This is a genomic window from Pseudomonas sp. 86_A (assembly GCF_017491705.1).
GTDB classification, from domain to species: domain Bacteria; phylum Pseudomonadota; class Gammaproteobacteria; order Pseudomonadales; family Pseudomonadaceae; genus Aquipseudomonas; species Aquipseudomonas koreensis.
In genome coordinates, this window is the sequence record NZ_JAFGYS010000001.1 from 263,090 (window position 1) to 279,388 (window position 16,299).

Annotated in this window: 15 protein-coding genes and 1 pseudogene; 7 read left to right on the plus strand and 9 right to left on the minus strand. The window is 59.3% G+C overall.

Annotation, left to right across the window (positions count from 1 at the left end; genetic code table 11):
* Positions 1-143: 143 nt before the first annotated feature.
* Positions 144-560, minus strand: a pseudogene (locus J5M57_RS01225) (cupin domain-containing protein); the annotation flags it as partial.
* A gap of 511 nt (positions 561-1,071) precedes the next feature.
* Here J5M57_RS01225 and J5M57_RS28885 point away from each other — a divergent pair.
* Complete coding sequence (locus J5M57_RS28885; RefSeq protein WP_243435278.1) at positions 1,072-1,359, plus strand: fructose-bisphosphate aldolase; 288 nt, start codon at positions 1,072-1,074, stop codon at positions 1,357-1,359.
* A gap of 73 nt (positions 1,360-1,432) precedes the next feature.
* Here J5M57_RS28885 and J5M57_RS01235 read toward each other — a convergent pair whose 3' ends face one another.
* The 5 genes from J5M57_RS01235 to J5M57_RS01255 form a co-directional block, all read right to left on the minus strand.
* Positions 1,433-2,248 carry a hypothetical protein gene (locus J5M57_RS01235; RefSeq protein WP_207849857.1) on the minus strand — a complete coding sequence of 272 codons (816 nt, stop codon included), beginning with the start codon at positions 2,246-2,248 and terminating at the stop codon, positions 1,433-1,435.
* Between the two features lie 55 nt (positions 2,249-2,303).
* Positions 2,304-2,852, minus strand: coding sequence for a cupin domain-containing protein (locus tag J5M57_RS01240; RefSeq protein ID WP_003226097.1), 549 nt, complete (start codon positions 2,850-2,852; stop codon positions 2,304-2,306).
* Between the two features lie 450 nt (positions 2,853-3,302).
* The gene (locus tag J5M57_RS01245) at positions 3,303-4,586 is read right to left on the minus strand and encodes an FAD-binding oxidoreductase (RefSeq protein WP_169841320.1); all 1,284 of its coding nucleotides are present in this window, start codon (positions 4,584-4,586) and stop codon (positions 3,303-3,305) included.
* A gap of 51 nt (positions 4,587-4,637) precedes the next feature.
* On the minus strand, positions 4,638-6,128 hold the full coding sequence (locus J5M57_RS01250; protein WP_207849858.1) for an aldehyde dehydrogenase: 1,491 nt from the start codon (positions 6,126-6,128) through the stop codon (positions 4,638-4,640).
* Positions 6,129-6,394: 266 nt separating this feature from the next.
* The gene (locus J5M57_RS01255) at positions 6,395-7,771 is read right to left on the minus strand and encodes a glutamine synthetase family protein (RefSeq protein ID WP_064588041.1); all 1,377 of its coding nucleotides are present in this window, start codon (positions 7,769-7,771) and stop codon (positions 6,395-6,397) included.
* A gap of 282 nt (positions 7,772-8,053) precedes the next feature.
* Between J5M57_RS01255 and J5M57_RS01260 the strand changes: the two genes are divergently transcribed.
* The 5 genes from J5M57_RS01260 to J5M57_RS01280 all read left to right on the plus strand — a co-directional run bounded on the left by J5M57_RS01260 (position 8,054) and on the right by J5M57_RS01280 (position 13,376).
* Positions 8,054-8,815 (plus strand): gamma-glutamyl-gamma-aminobutyrate hydrolase family protein, encoded by a 762-nt coding sequence (locus tag J5M57_RS01260; RefSeq protein WP_064588042.1) that lies wholly within the window; start codon positions 8,054-8,056, stop codon positions 8,813-8,815.
* Between the two features lie 368 nt (positions 8,816-9,183).
* Positions 9,184-10,326, plus strand: a complete 1,143-nt coding sequence (gene potA, locus J5M57_RS01265; RefSeq protein WP_003226103.1) for a polyamine ABC transporter ATP-binding protein — start codon at positions 9,184-9,186, stop codon at positions 10,324-10,326.
* Positions 10,327-10,355: 29 nt separating this feature from the next.
* Positions 10,356-11,237 (plus strand): ABC transporter permease subunit, encoded by an 882-nt coding sequence (locus J5M57_RS01270; protein ID WP_169841920.1) that lies wholly within the window; start codon positions 10,356-10,358, stop codon positions 11,235-11,237.
* Positions 11,234-12,109 carry an ABC transporter permease subunit gene (locus J5M57_RS01275; RefSeq protein ID WP_207849859.1) on the plus strand — a complete coding sequence of 292 codons (876 nt, stop codon included), beginning with the start codon at positions 11,234-11,236 and terminating at the stop codon, positions 12,107-12,109. Before J5M57_RS01270 ends, J5M57_RS01275 begins: the two co-directional genes overlap by 4 nt.
* Before the next feature lie 169 nt (positions 12,110-12,278).
* Positions 12,279-13,376, plus strand: a complete 1,098-nt coding sequence (locus J5M57_RS01280; protein WP_083368726.1) for a polyamine ABC transporter substrate-binding protein — start codon at positions 12,279-12,281, stop codon at positions 13,374-13,376.
* A 302-nt stretch (positions 13,377-13,678) separates the two neighbouring features.
* On the opposite strand, the gene thpR is transcribed toward J5M57_RS01280, so the two are convergent.
* Complete coding sequence (thpR, locus tag J5M57_RS01285) at positions 13,679-14,218, minus strand: RNA 2',3'-cyclic phosphodiesterase (RefSeq protein ID WP_207849860.1); 540 nt, start codon at positions 14,216-14,218, stop codon at positions 13,679-13,681.
* Positions 14,219-14,323: 105 nt separating this feature from the next.
* Between thpR and J5M57_RS01290 the strand changes: the two genes are divergently transcribed.
* The gene (locus J5M57_RS01290) at positions 14,324-14,518 is read left to right on the plus strand and encodes a hypothetical protein (protein WP_150605187.1); all 195 of its coding nucleotides are present in this window, start codon (positions 14,324-14,326) and stop codon (positions 14,516-14,518) included.
* A 116-nt stretch (positions 14,519-14,634) separates the two neighbouring features.
* Here J5M57_RS01290 and J5M57_RS01295 read toward each other — a convergent pair whose 3' ends face one another.
* On the minus strand, positions 14,635-14,988 hold the full coding sequence (locus J5M57_RS01295; RefSeq protein ID WP_064588048.1) for a DUF1428 domain-containing protein: 354 nt from the start codon (positions 14,986-14,988) through the stop codon (positions 14,635-14,637).
* 2 nt (positions 14,989-14,990) lie between these two features.
* A complete protein-coding gene (locus tag J5M57_RS01300) occupies positions 14,991-16,070 on the minus strand; it encodes a hypothetical protein (protein ID WP_207849861.1) in 1,080 nt (359 codons plus the stop codon).
* Positions 16,071-16,299 lie beyond the last annotated feature (229 nt).

Sequence of the window (16,299 nt, forward strand, 5' to 3'; positions counted from 1 at the left end):
AGTTGGATCAGGCCTGCAATAATACCGTTTTTAAATGTTTTTCCGACTCGACAACTGCAGAAAGCACTTTCAAGCGCCAACATACATACTATCGTTGCAATACTGGACGAAAATTCAATAATGGCAGACCAACCAAACACTTATCAAAAATTCGACGGCGTATTCGCACTAATAAGCTCAGACTCATCCGCCCCAATGTTCCGGAACTTATGCGGCAACGTCGTAGAAAAGTAATACCCATCCCCGGTATTCAACACACTCACCGACTCATCCACAGTCAACTCCACCGTGCCACGCGTCACCAGCCCGCACTCCTCGCCTTCCGCATGCACGATCTGCTCTTCCCGGGAGCTCGCACCCGGCGCGTATTGCTCGCGCAGCAAGCGCATCTGGCGGCTTGGGACCGAGACGCCGATCAGCAGCAGGCGCAGGCCGTGGCGGCCGAGGTCGGGTTGTTCGTTGGCGCGGAAGACGTATTGGTGTTCGCGCGGGGGCTGGTCGAAGGTGAAGAAGTCGGCCGGGGACATCGGGATGCCTTCGAGCAGCTTTTTCAGTGAGCTGAGGACGAAAGGTCATCCTCAAAAAAACTCACGAAATTCGATGTCTGAAAACTTCGTAGGAAAACACCACCTGTGGCGAGGGAGCTTGCTCCCGCTGGGCTGCGAAGCAGACCCAAAACCGGCCAGTCCTTTTCTCCAGGTCCACCGCATGCGCCGGAATACGCCGACTGCGTCGCCGAGCGGGAGCAAGCTCCCTCGCCACAGGGTTGGTTTTGCGTCCTACAGGTCGGTTGTTGTGGCTGAAATGGCTGACTAGAGTGGTGTCGTCGCTGACTTTTCAGAGACAGGGTTTCGCAGCCCCGACGATACGTGTAGTAACCTAGCGCCCCCAAAAAAACGGCGGCGGTCGCATCAGCGTCCGAAAATCCGTTCAATGGTGGCTGTGTGTGGGAGACCTTCGGGTCTGCCGGGTTCCTCGTATCCTCGGTCTGCGAACCCGCACATGGCTACCACCCTTCGACTCGCAGCGAATGGCAGTGGCTTCTCTCCCAGATACGAGGAAGTTTTACTTATGCCTACGGACAAGCCGCTCCACCACTACGCAAAAATGTCCCACCCCGCCACCGACCACCCCGTTCTTCTCATCGACACTAACGCCCCACTACCCGAGCTCCACGCCTGCGTCTCCGAACGCTTGAACGCCGTGCTTAAATACCTCGACCTCATGGCCTGCATCCACCTTCCCGATCACGCCGACCATGACATCAACACAGTCACCAACATCGCCAGAATCATGGTGCAGGACGTGAGTGATGTGTTTCGAGTTATAGAGCAACGAGGGTTGGGTGTCTTTGGCTAAAAAACTTGAAGGTGACGGACTTGCACAAATAAATCCGCCACCTACTTGATTCCGTTTTTACATGACACTGAACTCAGGCTTGAATATCGACATCCGCACTCGATGGCGTACTGACTTCCAGCAAACCGCCTTGACGGCTATAGGAAATAAAACCAATACCCGTATTACGAAACATCCTGATTTCCTGCTTAACTTTCCGATCTAACTCTTGCTGGACCGACGTGTGCAGTTTTTCCATTTCCCTGTCGGTTTCTTCAACTGTTTTCCTCAGCGCCTCGAAGGCTGTGCCCAACAATGGTACTTTTTCCAACTCAGCCCAAAGGTAATTACTGGCAAAGCTCATAAGAAACTTCCAAGCACCATCCAACGAAAAATACGACCCTTCCTTACCGCTTTTCAGGGTCGCAACAATTTTCGCCAATGCCTCCATCATATTCAGACTATCGATCTCCCCACTGTCTTTGATCGATTCAAGCAGAGCAATGATTTTATCGAATAGCTCAGGTAGGCGACTTTCTTTTCTGTAAAGCTCAAATACACCGTCAAAATCCAACGCAAAGTTTTCCTCATCATCTAGTCCCCACTGATGATTTAAAACTAAAGGAAGAAGTTTGTAGTATTGCTTTATAAAATAACCACCAGTCCAGCGCCCTGAAATATAGCTTTCGAGGCAACCCAGAACCTCTCTAAGCCAGTTCGGAACATCCGCCCCAGGAATAATCGAACTCAGCGTAAAAGCGAGATCATAAGTTTTTTGAGCCAGTGTTCTTTTTTGCTCATAATCATCGCCCGCCAGCTCTAAAATCAGTGCTTCCGCTGACACCTTTAGATCGTTATGACGCTCACTTAGTAGCTTATTGAAGAATTCAATTGTTTTATTTACTGCCACAGCCTAGGCTCCCTATCAACGACGGCTTCCTATCATTCCTTATAATTACCGGATCTCAGAAGTTAGCCGGCGTATTCGCACTAATAATCTCAGCCTCATCCGCCCCGATATTCCGGAACTTATGCGGCAGCGTCGTCGGAAAATAATACCCATCCCCCGCATTCAAAACGCTCACCTGCCCATCCACGGTCAACTCAACCGTGCCACGCGTAACAAGTCCGCACTCCTCGCCTTCCGCATGCACGATCGGCTCTTCCCCGGAGCTCGCACCCGGTGCGTATTGCTCGCGCAGTAAACGCATCTGGCGGCTTGGGACCGAGGCGCCGATCAGCAGCAGGCGCAGGCCGTGGCGGCCGAGGTCGGGTTGTTCGTTGGCGCGGAAGACGTATTGGTGTTCGCGCGGGGGCTGGTCGAAGGTGAAGAAGTCGGCCAGGGACATCGGGATGCCTTCGAGCAGCTTTTTCAGGGAGCTGACGGAAGGACTGACGCGATTCTGTTCGATCAGGGAGATGGTGGCATTGGTCACGCCGCTACGCCGGGCCAGCTCGCGCTGGGAGAGTTTGTAGCTTTCGCGTACTAGTTTGAGTCGAGAACCCGTATCCATGACAGCCTTATGTGAGTAGTACTTAAGGGCAATGGGGGTGGGTGGCGGGTGCCGCGCGAGGCGCGGATCACGTTGCTCCCGTGTCCCGGAACCGTGAAAGGCGGCTATTAAATCACGTTTGCCGGTGTTGCTCAGCAGGTTCGATGGACGGTGGGGCAAAAGAGCCTGCTGGTGCTAATTGCGAAGTAAATGCAAAACCTGTGGGAGCTGGCTCGCCAGCGATTGGTGGCACATTCAACATCCCTTTTGCTGAAAGACCGCTATCGCTGGCAAGCCAGCTCCCACAGGTTTTGTGGTGTGTCAGCGGGAGTGAGGGTGGCTGCACTGGCCTCATCGCGAGCAGGCTCACTCCTACAATTTGATCTGTGGTGTTTCCGTCAGATGGATGGTGCATGCACTGGCAGGTAAAAAAACCGGCGGGGTCTTGGGGACCGCCGCCGGGGAGGTAACTTAGATGCCGAAGCGGTCGCGCAGCGAGTAGTAGACGGCGCCGAGAGCGGTCAGCGGAGCCGAGAAGGTACGGCCACCGATCATGGGCATGTGTGGCAGCGAGGCGAAGGCGTCGAAGCGTTCGGCGTCGCCGCGGATCATCTCCGAGATCAGTTTGCCGGCCAGGTGCGAGCAGGTGACGCCGTGGCCGCTGTAGCCTTGCATGTAGTAGGCGTTTTTCTCGATGCGGCCGAATTGTGGCATGCGCGACATGGTCAGCAGGAAGTTGCCGGTCCAGCGGTAGTCGATTTTCACGTCTTTGAGCTGCGGGAAGGTCTTGAGGATCTTCGGGCGGATCAGCTGTTCGATGTCATCCGGTTCGCGCGCGCCGTAGACCACGCCGCCGCCGTAGAGCAGACGGTTGTCAGCGGTGAGGCGGTAGTAATCCAGCAGATAGTTGCAGTCTTCGACGCAGTAGTTGTTGGTGATCAGGCTGCGCGCCTGCTTTTCGGTCAACGGTTCGGTGACGACGATCTGCGAGCCGCACGGCATGCTTTTGGCGGTCACGCGGTTGTCCAGGCCTTGCGGCAGGTAAGCGTTGCCGGCGATCAGCAGGTACTTGGCGCGCACCTGGCCTTTGGCGGTGCGCACGACGTTCGGCTCACCGTATTTGATTTCCACGGCAGCCGATTGCTCGTAGATCTTGCCGCCCAGACGCACGATGGCTGCGGCTTCACCGAGCGCCAGGTTCAGCGGGTGAACGTGACCGCCCTGCATGTCCAGCAGGCCGCCAACGTAGGCGTCGGAGCCGACTTCGCGACGAATGTCAGCGGCGTCGAGCATCTTCAGATTGCGGTTGCCGTAACGCTCCCAGCTGCGCTTCTGCTCGGCCAGACCGTTGAGTTGTTTCTTGTTCATCGCTGCGAAAATACCGCCCGGGCGGTAGTCGCATTTGATGTCATATTCCTTGATGCGCGAACGGATGATGTCGGCGCCCTCGAAGATCATGCTGCCGAGGATTTCTGCCGTCTTGTCGCCGTAGCGTTCTTCGATCACGTCGACGTCGCGGCTGTACGAATTGACCAGTTGCCCGCCGTTGCGGCCGCTGGCGCCGTAGCCGACTTTTGCCGCTTCCAGCACCGTCACTTTGTAGCCGGCCTCGGTGAGGAACAGCGCTGAGGACAGGCCGGTGTAGCCGGCGCCGATGATGCAGACATCGCACTCGACCGACTCTTCAAGGGTCGGGAAGTCGATGACTTCATTACGGGTGGCGGCGTAGTAGCTGTTTACGTGTTGTTGTTTCATTTTATTGTTCTCCGAAGGTCGCCCGTCAAAGGCGACCACCGCTTTAGAAAATCAGAGCTTGATCCAGGTCGCTTTCAGTTCGGTGTACTTGTCGAACGCATGCAGCGATTTGTCGCGACCGTTGCCCGACTGTTTGTAGCCACCGAACGGCGCGGTCATGTCGCCGCCGTCGTACTGGTTGACCCACACGCTGCCGGCACGCAAGCCGCGAGCGAAGGTGTGCGCCTTGCTCAGGTTGCTGGTCCAGACGCCGGCGGCGAGGCCGAAGATGCTGTCGTTGGCGATCTGCAGCGCTTCCTCAACGGTGTCGAAGGTGATCAGCGACAGCACCGGGCCGAAGATTTCTTCGCGGGCAATGGTCATCGCATTGGTCACGCCATCGAAGATCGCCGGCTGCACATAGAGGCCCCCGGTTTCTTCGAGGGTGCGCTGGCCGCCGGCAATCAGCTCGGCGCCCTGCTCGCGACCGATGCTGATGTAGCGCAGCACGTTGTCCAGCTGTCGCTGATCGACCACCGCGCCGACGGTGGTCGCCGGGTCGAGCGCATGCCCCGGTTTCCACGCTTGCAGCGCTTCCACCAGCAGCGGAATGAATTGCTCGCGGATCGAACGCTCGACCAGCAGACGCGAACCGGCGGTGCACACTTCGCCCTGGTTGAAGGCGATGGCGCCGGCGGCAGCCTGGGCTGCTGCGCGCAAGTCCGGGGCGTCGGCAAACACCACGTTCGGGCTCTTGCCCCCGGCTTCGAGCCAGACGCGTTTCATGTTGCTCTGACCGGCATAAATCATCAGTTGCTTGGCAATCGCGGTGGAGCCGGTGAAAGCCAGCACGTCGACGTCCATGTGCAGCGCCAGCGCCTTGCCAACGGTGTGGCCAAAACCCGGCAGGACGTTGAACACGCCTTTCGGTATACCGGCATCCAGCGCGAGTTGGGCGATGCGGATCGCGGTCAGCGGCGATTTTTCCGAAGGCTTGAGGATGAACGAGTTACCCGCTGCCAATGCTGGAGCAAACTTCCAGCTGGCCATGATCAGCGGGAAGTTCCACGGCACGATGGCGGCGACGACGCCGGACGGCTCGCGGGTCACCAGACCGAGTTGGTCGTGCGGCGTGGCGGCGACTTCGTCGTAGATCTTGTCTATGGCTTCAGCGCTCCAGCGGATCGCGTTGGCGGTCGCCGGGATGTCGATGCTCATCGAGTCGCTGATCGGTTTGCCCATGTCGAGGGTTTCCAGCAGCGCCAGTTCTTCCTGGTGCTGCAGGATCAGATCGGCGAAGCGGATCAGGATGCGCTTGCGTTCGGCCGGGGCCTTGCTGGCCCACACGCCGGAATTGAACGACTGGCGCGCGACTTCGACGGCGAAGTTGGCGTCGGCTTCATCGGTGCTGGCCACGGAGGCGAGGAAACGGCCGTCGACGGGGCTCAGGCATTCGAAGGTGTCGCCACTGATCGCCGGGCGGTATTCACCGTTGATGAAGGCGCGGGATTCGATACTCAGGGACTGGAAGCGTTGTTCCCAGTCGTTGCGGGTGTTGGTCATTGTTGTGGCTCGACAAGGGGGAATTGGGGGTGTCGGATTGTTGCGTCTGGCTTGAGATGGCTGCCCTCACCCTAGCCCTCTCCCGGGGGGAGAGGGGACCGATTGGGGGATGTTCAGAATCTCCGCCGACCTGAAAAATCTTTGCCGAATCCATAATCGACTGGAACTTTCAGGTCGCCGGATATCTCAAGGCAACCCGGTCAGTCCCCTCTCCCTCCGGGAGAGGGTTAGGGTGAGGGGCTCTTGGCGTTTGAGGGCCGAAACCATCACACCGTATGCAGATACCAGTTGTACTCAAGGTCAGAGATCGAGTTCTCAAACTCGGCCAGCTCGCTTTCCTTGCACGCGACGAACACGTCGATGTACAGCGGATCGATGTAGCGGGCCATGACTTCGCTGTCGTCCAGCTCGCGCAATGCGTCGCGCAGGTTGTTCGGCAGGCTCTGCTCGTTCTGCTCGTAGCTGTTGCCTTCCACCGGCGCACCCGGTTCGATCTGGTTGGTCAGACCGTGGTGGATACCGGCCAGCACCGAGGCCATCAACAGGTACGGGTTGGCGTCGGCACCGGCGACGCGGTGTTCGATGCGCACGGCGTCGGCCGAACCGGTCGGCACACGGACCGCCACGGTGCGGTTGTCGATGCCCCAGCTCGGCGAGTTCGGCACGTAGAACTGCGCGCCAAAGCGGCGGTACGAGTTGACGTTCGGGCAGAGGAAAGCCATTTGCGCAGGCAGGGTCTCGAGCACACCGCCGATCGCGTGTCGCAGCGCGGCGTTCTGCTCGGGATCCTCGCTGGCGAAGATGTTGTTGCCTTCTTTGTCCAGGATCGAAATGTGCACGTGCAGACCGTTGCCCGCCTGGCCCGGATACGGCTTGGCCATGAAGGTGGTGTCCATCTCGTGGTCGTAGGCGATGTTCTTCACCAGACGCTTGAGCAGAACGGCGTAGTCGCAGGCCTTGATCGGATCGGAGACGTGATGCAGGTTGACTTCGAATTGCGCCGGGGCACTTTCCTTGACGATGGCGTCAGCCGGGATGCCCTGCTCTTTCGCGCCTTCGAGGATGTCTTGCAGGCAGTCGACGTATTCGTCGAGGTCGTCGATCAGGTACACCTGAGTCGACACCGGGCGCTTGCCGGAAACCGGTGAACGCGGCGACTGCGGACGGCCGTTCACGTTGTCCTGGTCGATCAGGTAGAACTCGAGTTCGAACGCGGCGCAGATGGTCAGGCCCATTTCATCGAACTTGCGCACGACGTTGGCCAGCACTTCACGCGGGTCGGCGAAGAACGGCTCACCTTCCAGCTCGTGCATGGTCATCAGCAATTGGGCGGTTGGACGCTTCTGCCACGGCTCGATGCTCAGGGTGCCCGGGATCGGGTAGCAGATGCGGTCCGAGTCGCCGATGTCCAGACCCAGGCCGGTGCTTTCCACCGTGGAGCCATTGATGTCGAGGGCGAAGAGCGAGGCCGGCAGGTTGATGCCTTTCTCGTAAACCTTGTGAAGACTGGTGCGTTCGATGCGCTTGCCGCGCACCACACCGTTCATATCCGCAATCAGAAGGTCGACGTACAAAACCTCAGGATATTTCTTAAGGAATGCGTTTGCTTCGTTGAGTTGAACGGCACGCAGAGGGACCGACATGATGCACCTATTTAGCTGTTAATTATTATGTTCACTGCTGTTTCGCCGAGCCAGTCAATCCGAAAGGCAAAGTGAAGTCAATAGCGAACACCTGGCCGTTCAGCGTTTATTTTTCGGGCTTTTTTTAACACTTGCGTGTCAATGCAGGCGCCACAAGGCCTGGAATCATGAAGATTTGATGAACGGCGTTTAGAATTTTTTACATGGCAGTTGTTAATTAAAATCAACGAGGCTAAGCTCCGGAAAAGCTCGTTCAAGTGTCAAACTTCGAGGTGAATAAAAATGGCATTCAAGCCATTGATCGGCGTTACTGCGTGCGTCAAACAGATTGGCCTGCACCCTTATCACATCAGCGGCGACAAGTACGTACGTGCTGTCAGCGTTGGCGCTCAGGGTCTTCCCGTGGTCATTCCTTCCCTTGGCAAACTGACTGAAATCGAAGACCTGCTCGGTCAACTCGACGGTCTGTTGCTGACCGGCTCGCCCTCGAATGTGGAACCCTTCCACTATCAAGGCCCGGCCAGCGCCCCCGGCACGGATCACGATCCGGCGCGGGACGCCACCACCCTTCCTTTATTGCGTGCAGCCATTGCGGCGGGCGTTCCGGTACTCGGCATTTGCCGTGGCTTCCAGGAAATGAACGTAGCCTTCGGCGGCAGCCTGCACCAGAAGGTGCACGAGTTGCCGGGCATGCTCGATCACCGCGAAGCCGACAGTCCGGACGTGGCCGTGCAGTACGCACCGGCGCATGCCGTCACGGTGCTGGCCGGTGGCGTGTTCGAAGCGCTGGCGTTGCCGGGCGAGTTCCAGGTCAACTCGATTCACAGCCAGGGCATCGACCGCCTCGCGCCCGGCCTGCGTGCCGAAGCCGTGGCGCCGGATGGCCTGATCGAGGCGATCTCGGTCGAGCACAGCCCGACCTTTGCCCTCGGCGTGCAATGGCACCCGGAATGGCAGGTACTGGACAACCCGAACTACCTGAAGATTTTCCAGGCGTTCGGTGAGGCTTGCCGGCAACGGGCGGCGCGACGCAACCAGCGCTGACACCACCCAGGATTTCAACACTGTTTACTGCCCCCACGGGGTCGGCGGTTGCGCGTGTGCGCATCCGTCATCCGTGAAAACAACAAACCGTAATAACAACAAGTACGACCCAGGCAGCCAGGACGGCGGCGCCGACCAAGACCTCGGCAGTGCAAGGTCAGTCAGGCATGCGCAATTCCCCTGTAGGAGTGAGCCTGCTCGCGATAGCAATAGACCAGTCAAAAAAGATGTCGACTGAGATGGCCTCATCGCGAGCAGGCTCACTCCTACAGAGGGATGTGTAACGACTGACATTGCGCTTACAGGCTTGCAATCCACTTAAGCCCGGCCACGTTGGCCGAGCGAACGAAACCTGTTGGGAGTTTCACATGGCAAACGCCTCCAGCACTTACCGGAAGGCACTTGAAGGCCACCAGCAACCAAAAAAGGTTCTGGTGAAAGTCGACCGTGTCACCAAGAAGTTCGACGAAACCACCGCCGTGGACGATGTGTCCCTGGAGATCCATCAGGGCGAAATCTTTGCCCTGCTCGGTGGCTCCGGCTCGGGCAAATCGACCCTGCTGCGCATGCTCGCCGGTTTCGAGCGCCCGACTGAAGGGCGGATTCTGCTCGACGGCGTGGACATCACCGACATGCCGCCGTACGAGCGGCCGATCAACATGATGTTCCAGTCCTACGCGCTGTTCCCGCACATGACCGTGGCGCAGAACATTGCCTTCGGCTTGAAGCAGGACCGTTTGCCGGCCAGCGAAATCGACGCCCGGGTCGAAGAGATGCTGCGTCTGGTGCACATGACCCAATACGCCAAACGCAAACCCCATCAGTTGTCCGGCGGCCAGCGTCAGCGCGTCGCCCTCGCCCGCTCCCTGGCCAAGCGTCCGAAGCTGTTGCTGCTCGACGAGCCGATGGGCGCGCTGGACAAGAAACTGCGTTCGCAGATGCAGCTGGAACTGGTGCAAATCATCGAGCGCGTCGGCGTGACCTGCGTGATGGTGACCCACGACCAGGAAGAGGCCATGACCATGGCCGAGCGCATCGCGATCATGCACCTGGGCTGGATCGCCCAGATCGGCAGCCCGGTGGACATCTATGAAGCGCCGGTCAGCCGCATGGTCTGCGAATTCATCGGCAACGTGAACGCCTTCGACGGCACCGTGGTGGAAGACCTGGAAGGTCACGCGATCATCCACAGTCCGGACTTGCAGCAGAAGATCTACGTAGGCCACGGCGTCAGCACCTCGGTGCAGGACAAGTCGATCACTTACGCCATCCGCCCGGAAAAAATGCTCGTCAGCACGATCAAGCCCGAGGTCCGCTACAACTGGTCCGAAGGCAAGGTGCATGACATCGCTTACCTCGGCGGCCACTCGGTGTTCTACGTCGAACTGCCCGGCGGCAAGATCGTCCAGTCGTTCATGGCCAACGCCGAACGCCGTGGCGCGCGTCCGACCTGGGACGACAAGGTCTACGTGTGGTGGGAAGACGACAGCGGCGTGGTACTGCGCTCATGAGAACCTTCAATCAGCAATTCCTGCGCCTGGTGCCCAGCGGGCGAAAGTTCGTCATCGGCATCCCGTTCATCTGGCTGTTCCTGTTCTTCATGCTGCCGTTCTTCCTGGTGATGAAGATCAGCTTCTCGGAAGCCGCGCTGGCGATCCCGCCGTACTCGGAGATCTACACCTACGCCGAACAGAAATTCCAGCTGATGCTGAACATCGGTAACTACACCATGCTCGGCGAAGACGAGCTGTACCTGTCGGCCTACCTCGGTTCGCTGAAGGTCGCGGCGCTGAGCACGATGATGTGCCTGGTGATCGGTTTCCCGATGGCCTATGCGATCACCAAAGCGAGCAAGGAAGCGCAAAACGTCCTGCTGCTGTTGATCATGATGCCGACCTGGACCGCGATCCTGATCCGCGTTTACGCGTGGATGGGCATCCTCAGCAACAACGGTCTGCTTAACGCATTTCTGATGTGGACGGGGCTGACCGATCACCCGATCGAGATCCTCAACACCAACACGGCTGTGTACATCGGCGTGGTCTACGCGTATCTGCCGTTCATGGTGCTGCCCCTGTACGCCAACCTGGTGAAGCACGACGGCAGCCTGCTGGAAGCCGCGTCGGACCTGGGCTCGAGCAACTTCAACAACTTCTGGAAAATCACCGTGCCGCTGGCCAAGAACGGGATCATCGCCGGTTGCATGCTGGTGTTCATTCCGGTGGTTGGCGAGTTCGTGATTCCGGAACTGCTGGGTGGTCCGGAGACGCTGATGATCGGTCGCGTGCTGTGGCAAGAGTTCTTCAATAACCGCGACTGGCCAGTGGCATCCGCCCTGGCAGTGGTGATGCTGTTGATCCTGATTGTGCCGATTCTGCTGTTCAACCGCAGCCAGGCCAAAGAGATGGAGGCACGGGGATGAAACGCTTCGGTTTTTCCAAGTTCATGTTGATCTTCGGCCTGATGTTCATTTATCTGCCGATGCTGATCCTGGTGATCTACTCGTTCAACGCCTCGAAACTGGTGACGGTGTGGGGCGGCTGGTCGGTGAAGTGGTACGTCGGCCTGCTCGACAACACGCAACTGATGGGCTCGGTCGTGCGCTCGCTGGAAATCGCCTGCTACACCGCGATTGCCGCCGTTGCACTGGGCACCCTCGCCGCCTTCGTTCTGACTCGGGTGACGCGCTTCAAGGGCCGCACCCTGTTCGGTGGCCTGGTCACCGCGCCGCTGGTGATGCCGGAAGTGATCACCGGTCTGTCGCTGTTGCTGCTGTTCGTGGCGATGGCACAACTGATCGGCTGGCCACAGGAGCGCGGCATCGTCACCATCTGGATCGCCCACACCACGTTTTGTGCCGCTTATGTGGCGGTGGTAGTCTCCGCCCGCCTGCGTGAACTGGATCTGTCGATCGAAGAAGCCGCGATGGATCTGGGGGCCAAGCCGTTCAAGGTGTTTTTCCTGATCACCATTCCGATGATCGCGCCGTCGCTGGCAGCGGGCGGGATGATGTCGTTCGCCCTGTCGCTGGATGACTTGGTGCTGGCGAGCTTCGTTTCCGGCCCGGGCTCGACCACGCTGCCAATGGAAGTGTTCTCCGCGGTGCGCCTGGGCGTGAAGCCTGAGATCAACGCCGTGGCGAGCCTGATTCTGCTGGCGGTGTCGCTGGTGACCTTCCTGGTCTGGTACTTCGGCCGCAAGGCAGAAGCCAACCGCAAGAAGGCGATCCAGGAAGCGATGGATCAGACGGCGAATGAGTCGTGGCAGCCTCAGCGATCCGCAGCGACTGCTTAATGCAAGATTGCTCTTGTGGCGAGGGAGCTTGCTCCCGCTGGACTGCGCAGCAGACCCAAAAGCTTGTGAGCGCTGCGCGCTCAAGCGGGAGCAAGCTCCCTCGCCACAGAGCTGTGTGTACATCAGGTTTTGTGTTGTGTTTTTGAATAAAAAGAATGGAGTTGTACCGATGAAAATGTTTGGCAGGACTCTGCTGACACTGTCCTTAATGGGCGCAATCGCCACGGGCGTCCAGGCCAACGACAAGGTGCTGCGTGTTTACAACTGGTCCGATTACATCGCGCCGGACACCGTCAAGAAGTTCGAAGACGAGACCGGCATCCAGGTGACCTACGACGTGTTCGACAGCAACGAGACCCTCGAGGCGCGTTTGCTGGCGGGCAAATCCGGTTACGACATTGTCGTGCCGTCCAACAGTTTCCTGGCCAAGCAGATCAAGGCCGGGGTCTATCAGCCGCTCGACAAATCGAAGCTGTCGAACTGGAAGAATCTCAACCCGGTGCTGCTGAAAAACGCCTCCGCCAGTGATCCGGACAACGCTCACGCGTTCCCGTACATGTGGGGCTCGATCGGCATCGGTTTCAACCCGGCCAAGGTCAAGGAAGTGCTCGGCGCCAATGCCCCGACCAACTCCTGGGACTTGCTGTTCAAGCCGGAAAACGCGGAAAAACTCAAAGCCTGCGGCATCAGCTTCCTCGACTCGCCGACCGAAATGATCCCGGCCGCCCTGCACTACCTGGGCTATCCGGTGAACGACAAGGACAAGGCGCACATCCTCGAAGCCGAAGCGCTGTTCATGAAGATCCGCCCGTACGTGGCGTACTTCCATTCCTCGAAGTACATCTCGGACCTGGCCAACGGCAACATCTGCGTGGCGGTCGGTTATTCCGGTGACGTGCTGCAGGCCAAGGCCCGCGCTGTGGAAGCCGGCAACAAAGTGCAGATCGATTACAGCATTCCGAAGGAAGGTGCCGGCAGTTTCTACGACATGGTCGCCATCCCGCGCGATGCCGCCAACGTCGACAACGCCTACCGGTTCATGAACTTCCTGATGCGCCCGGACATCATTGCCGAGATCACCAACAGCAACGGCTACAGCAACGCCAACTCGGCGGCGACGCCGCTGGTGGACGAAGCGATCCGCAACGATCCGGGCTCGTACCCGTCGCAAGCGGTGATGGCGACGCTGTACGCAGTGCCGGATCAGCCGATTGCCACGCAGCGGATCATGACCCGTGGCTGGACCCGGGTGAAGCTCGGTAAGTAAACCGACAGGACTTTAATTGAACACACCGGAAAACCTGTGGGAGCTGGCTTGCCAGCGATGGCGGTGGGTCAGACAACAATGATGCAGGATGTCCTGACCCCATCGCTGGCAAGCCAGCTCCCACAGGGATTTGAGATCAGATTCAAACAGAGCCAAACCCCGAATGTGCAGAGCTCAAGCCACTTAATGGTTTCCCGTTCACGCAGCGCCTTACCACCGCTGCACCCTGCAATGAACGGCCTCACCTGGCTCCCTCGGCTCAGGTGAATTTCAGGCGCCCTCGGGCGCCTTTTTTTGTGCACTCAATTCAGCGGCCAATCCTGCAGAATCCGATAGTGACCCTTGTGCGATTCGAACAAGGCAAAGCGTTCAGCGCGCAGGAAGAATTCCGCCGGTGTGGCGGATTCCGGCTCCGCTGCGCGGTAGTCCCGGGCCAGGGTCAGGTGCGGGCGAAATTCGCGCGGCGACGCTTCGAAGCCGAACGGCAGCATCGCCTGTTCCAGCGCATACACCAGGCTCAACAACGCCGGCGGCGCCTGCTCGGGTGCCAGGGACAGGATCCCGGCCCGATGCCAGACCTGCAGGCGATCCAGCGCAATCCTTAACGTTTCACCCGGCGTGCGCACGTTGCTCGCGGCCTCGCAGACTTCATTGATCTGCGCCAGCGGCACGGCACCGAGAAACAGCAGCGTCAGGTGAAAGTTATCCGCCGGCACCGGTTTACCGGTGCGCAACCGCAGATCGCCACGCCACTGAGCAATGGCCTTGCGTTGGGGTGGCGGGCAGTCGAGGGCGAAAAACAGTCGCTTGAACGGTTCATCCCTGCGCGCATCATCGGTCATGGCCCTGCTCCTTCGCTCGTCGATCGGCCGATTCTACACAGCCTTCCCTGACGACTCGCGACACCCGGCTATAGTTCAAGGATTGCCATCGAACCGGAGGCCGCCATGCGCGAGATCCTCAGCAAAGAACCGTGGTGGGCCAGACCACCCAACCCCGGGCAGGATGAAACCGAGCTGGAATGGGGCTGGCTGGTGCATTACAGCGAAGGAGAACCGCGTTTCGAATTCGTCCGCGAACGGCCGACGGACGAGCAGATTCGCAACCGCAAGGGCTGCCGGATCACGCCCTCGGCAGAGTGACCACAGCCCATGTGGGAGCGAGCCTGCTCGCGAAGGCGGTCGGTCCGGCACTCAGGTTTTGTACCAGCAGACGCCATCGCGAGCAGGCTCACTCCTACAAGAGATTTGTGCAGGCATCAGGATTCAAGAATGTTCTTGAAGCCACCAAAGATCATGCGCTGACCATCAAACCCCATCGGGTTGACGTCCGGTTGCATGCGCGGGTCTTCCATCATTTTGGCCATGCCGGCATCGCGGGTGGCTTTGTCTGGCCAGATCAGCCAGCCGGACGAAACCGTCTCGCCTTCCTTGAGTTTTACCGCCATCGGGAATGACGTCACTTTGCCGTCCGGCACGTCATCGCCCCAGCACTGAACCACGTCCTTTGCCCCGTATTCCTTGAACAACCTGGCGGCGATCTCACAGTGTTTTTTGTACTGTTCGCGATTGGCATTCGGCACGGGTGCCACAAAAATATCGATGTAAGCCATGATCACTCTCCTTGCACGTTGGGTTCGATCTGCTGAGTAGTCGATTGCGGCGGCCGCCACTCGACACGATTCACCCCCAACCCGACCGGCGGTTGCTCGCCCCCGCCGAGACGGCCTTCGACCTGCCCGGCGATGTGCAGCGTAGCGGCCATGACCCCGGTATTCGGGTTCTGCAGTAATTTCGCCCAGGCCTTGTCGAAGGTGCCGCCCAGGCTGCTGCGGATCAGCGCTTCGCTGTCGGGCCGGTCATTGGCCTGGAGGATCGCGCGGATGCCCGCCACGCCGATCGAGATCACCCCGCCGACCAGCTTGCCCGCCGCAGCCGCCACGGCACTGGCCGCGCCGCGCGGGGCCATTTCGGCTTCCATCCGCTGACTGGCGCGTTTGGCCACCGGGGCCATGCCGGCGTCGGTCGAGGCGATCCCCTTGCTGCCGCCCTCGGTGTGGATCTTGTCGATCAGCGCGGCGTACGCCGGCAAGGTGTTCAGCGGTTCGGTGCTGATGATCTGATACAGCGACGCATCCCGCGCCGGCGGCGGCCCGAGGGCGATGGCCGGAACCTTTTGCAGACGCCCGTTAAGCTGAGCCAGCGGCACGCCGTAACGCTGGGCGATGAGCGGCATCTGCTGCGCCATCAGTTGCGCATAAAACGCCGTGGCCTGGCCGAGAATCGCGTCCGGATCGATCTCCACCGCCACCGGCGCCAACACCCTTTCCTGATATTGCTCAAGCAGATAGCTCGCCAGACGCTTGGCCGACGCATCCTGCTCGCCGCCGGCGTTGATCGTGTACCAACTGACCTTCATCGACAGCCATTCCTGGGTCCAGTAGCTGCTGAACCACGGGATGAAATTTTCTTCAGTTTGCTGATAGACGCGAGTGCGCCAATGTTCCATCGAGCCACGGGCAAATACCTTGACCTGCTCGGTGGACTGTTGCGAGGCGCTGACGATGTCGCGGTCGATCTGTTGCCAGGTCGCCGGCGACACCACCACGGCCGGCGGCGCCACCGGGGCCCGGGCCGAGGAGGCGCAGCCCGCCAGCAGAAACAGTGCGGCAAGGCTCAGCGCACGCAGGTTCACGGTGGTGGCGTCCTTGAATGGAGGGAGACAGCATTGAGTATAGGTGTGTCAGTTTCCGGGAGGCTGGATGTGCCGCCGCCATCGCTGGCGAGCCAGCTCCCACAGGTTCTTCGGATGCTCATCAAATATGTGCGCACTGGAGATCTCTGTGGGAGCTGGCTTGCCAGCGATAAGGGCAGTGAGTTCACCCGCTGTCTCAACCATCAACGCCGTCGATATTCACCATCGC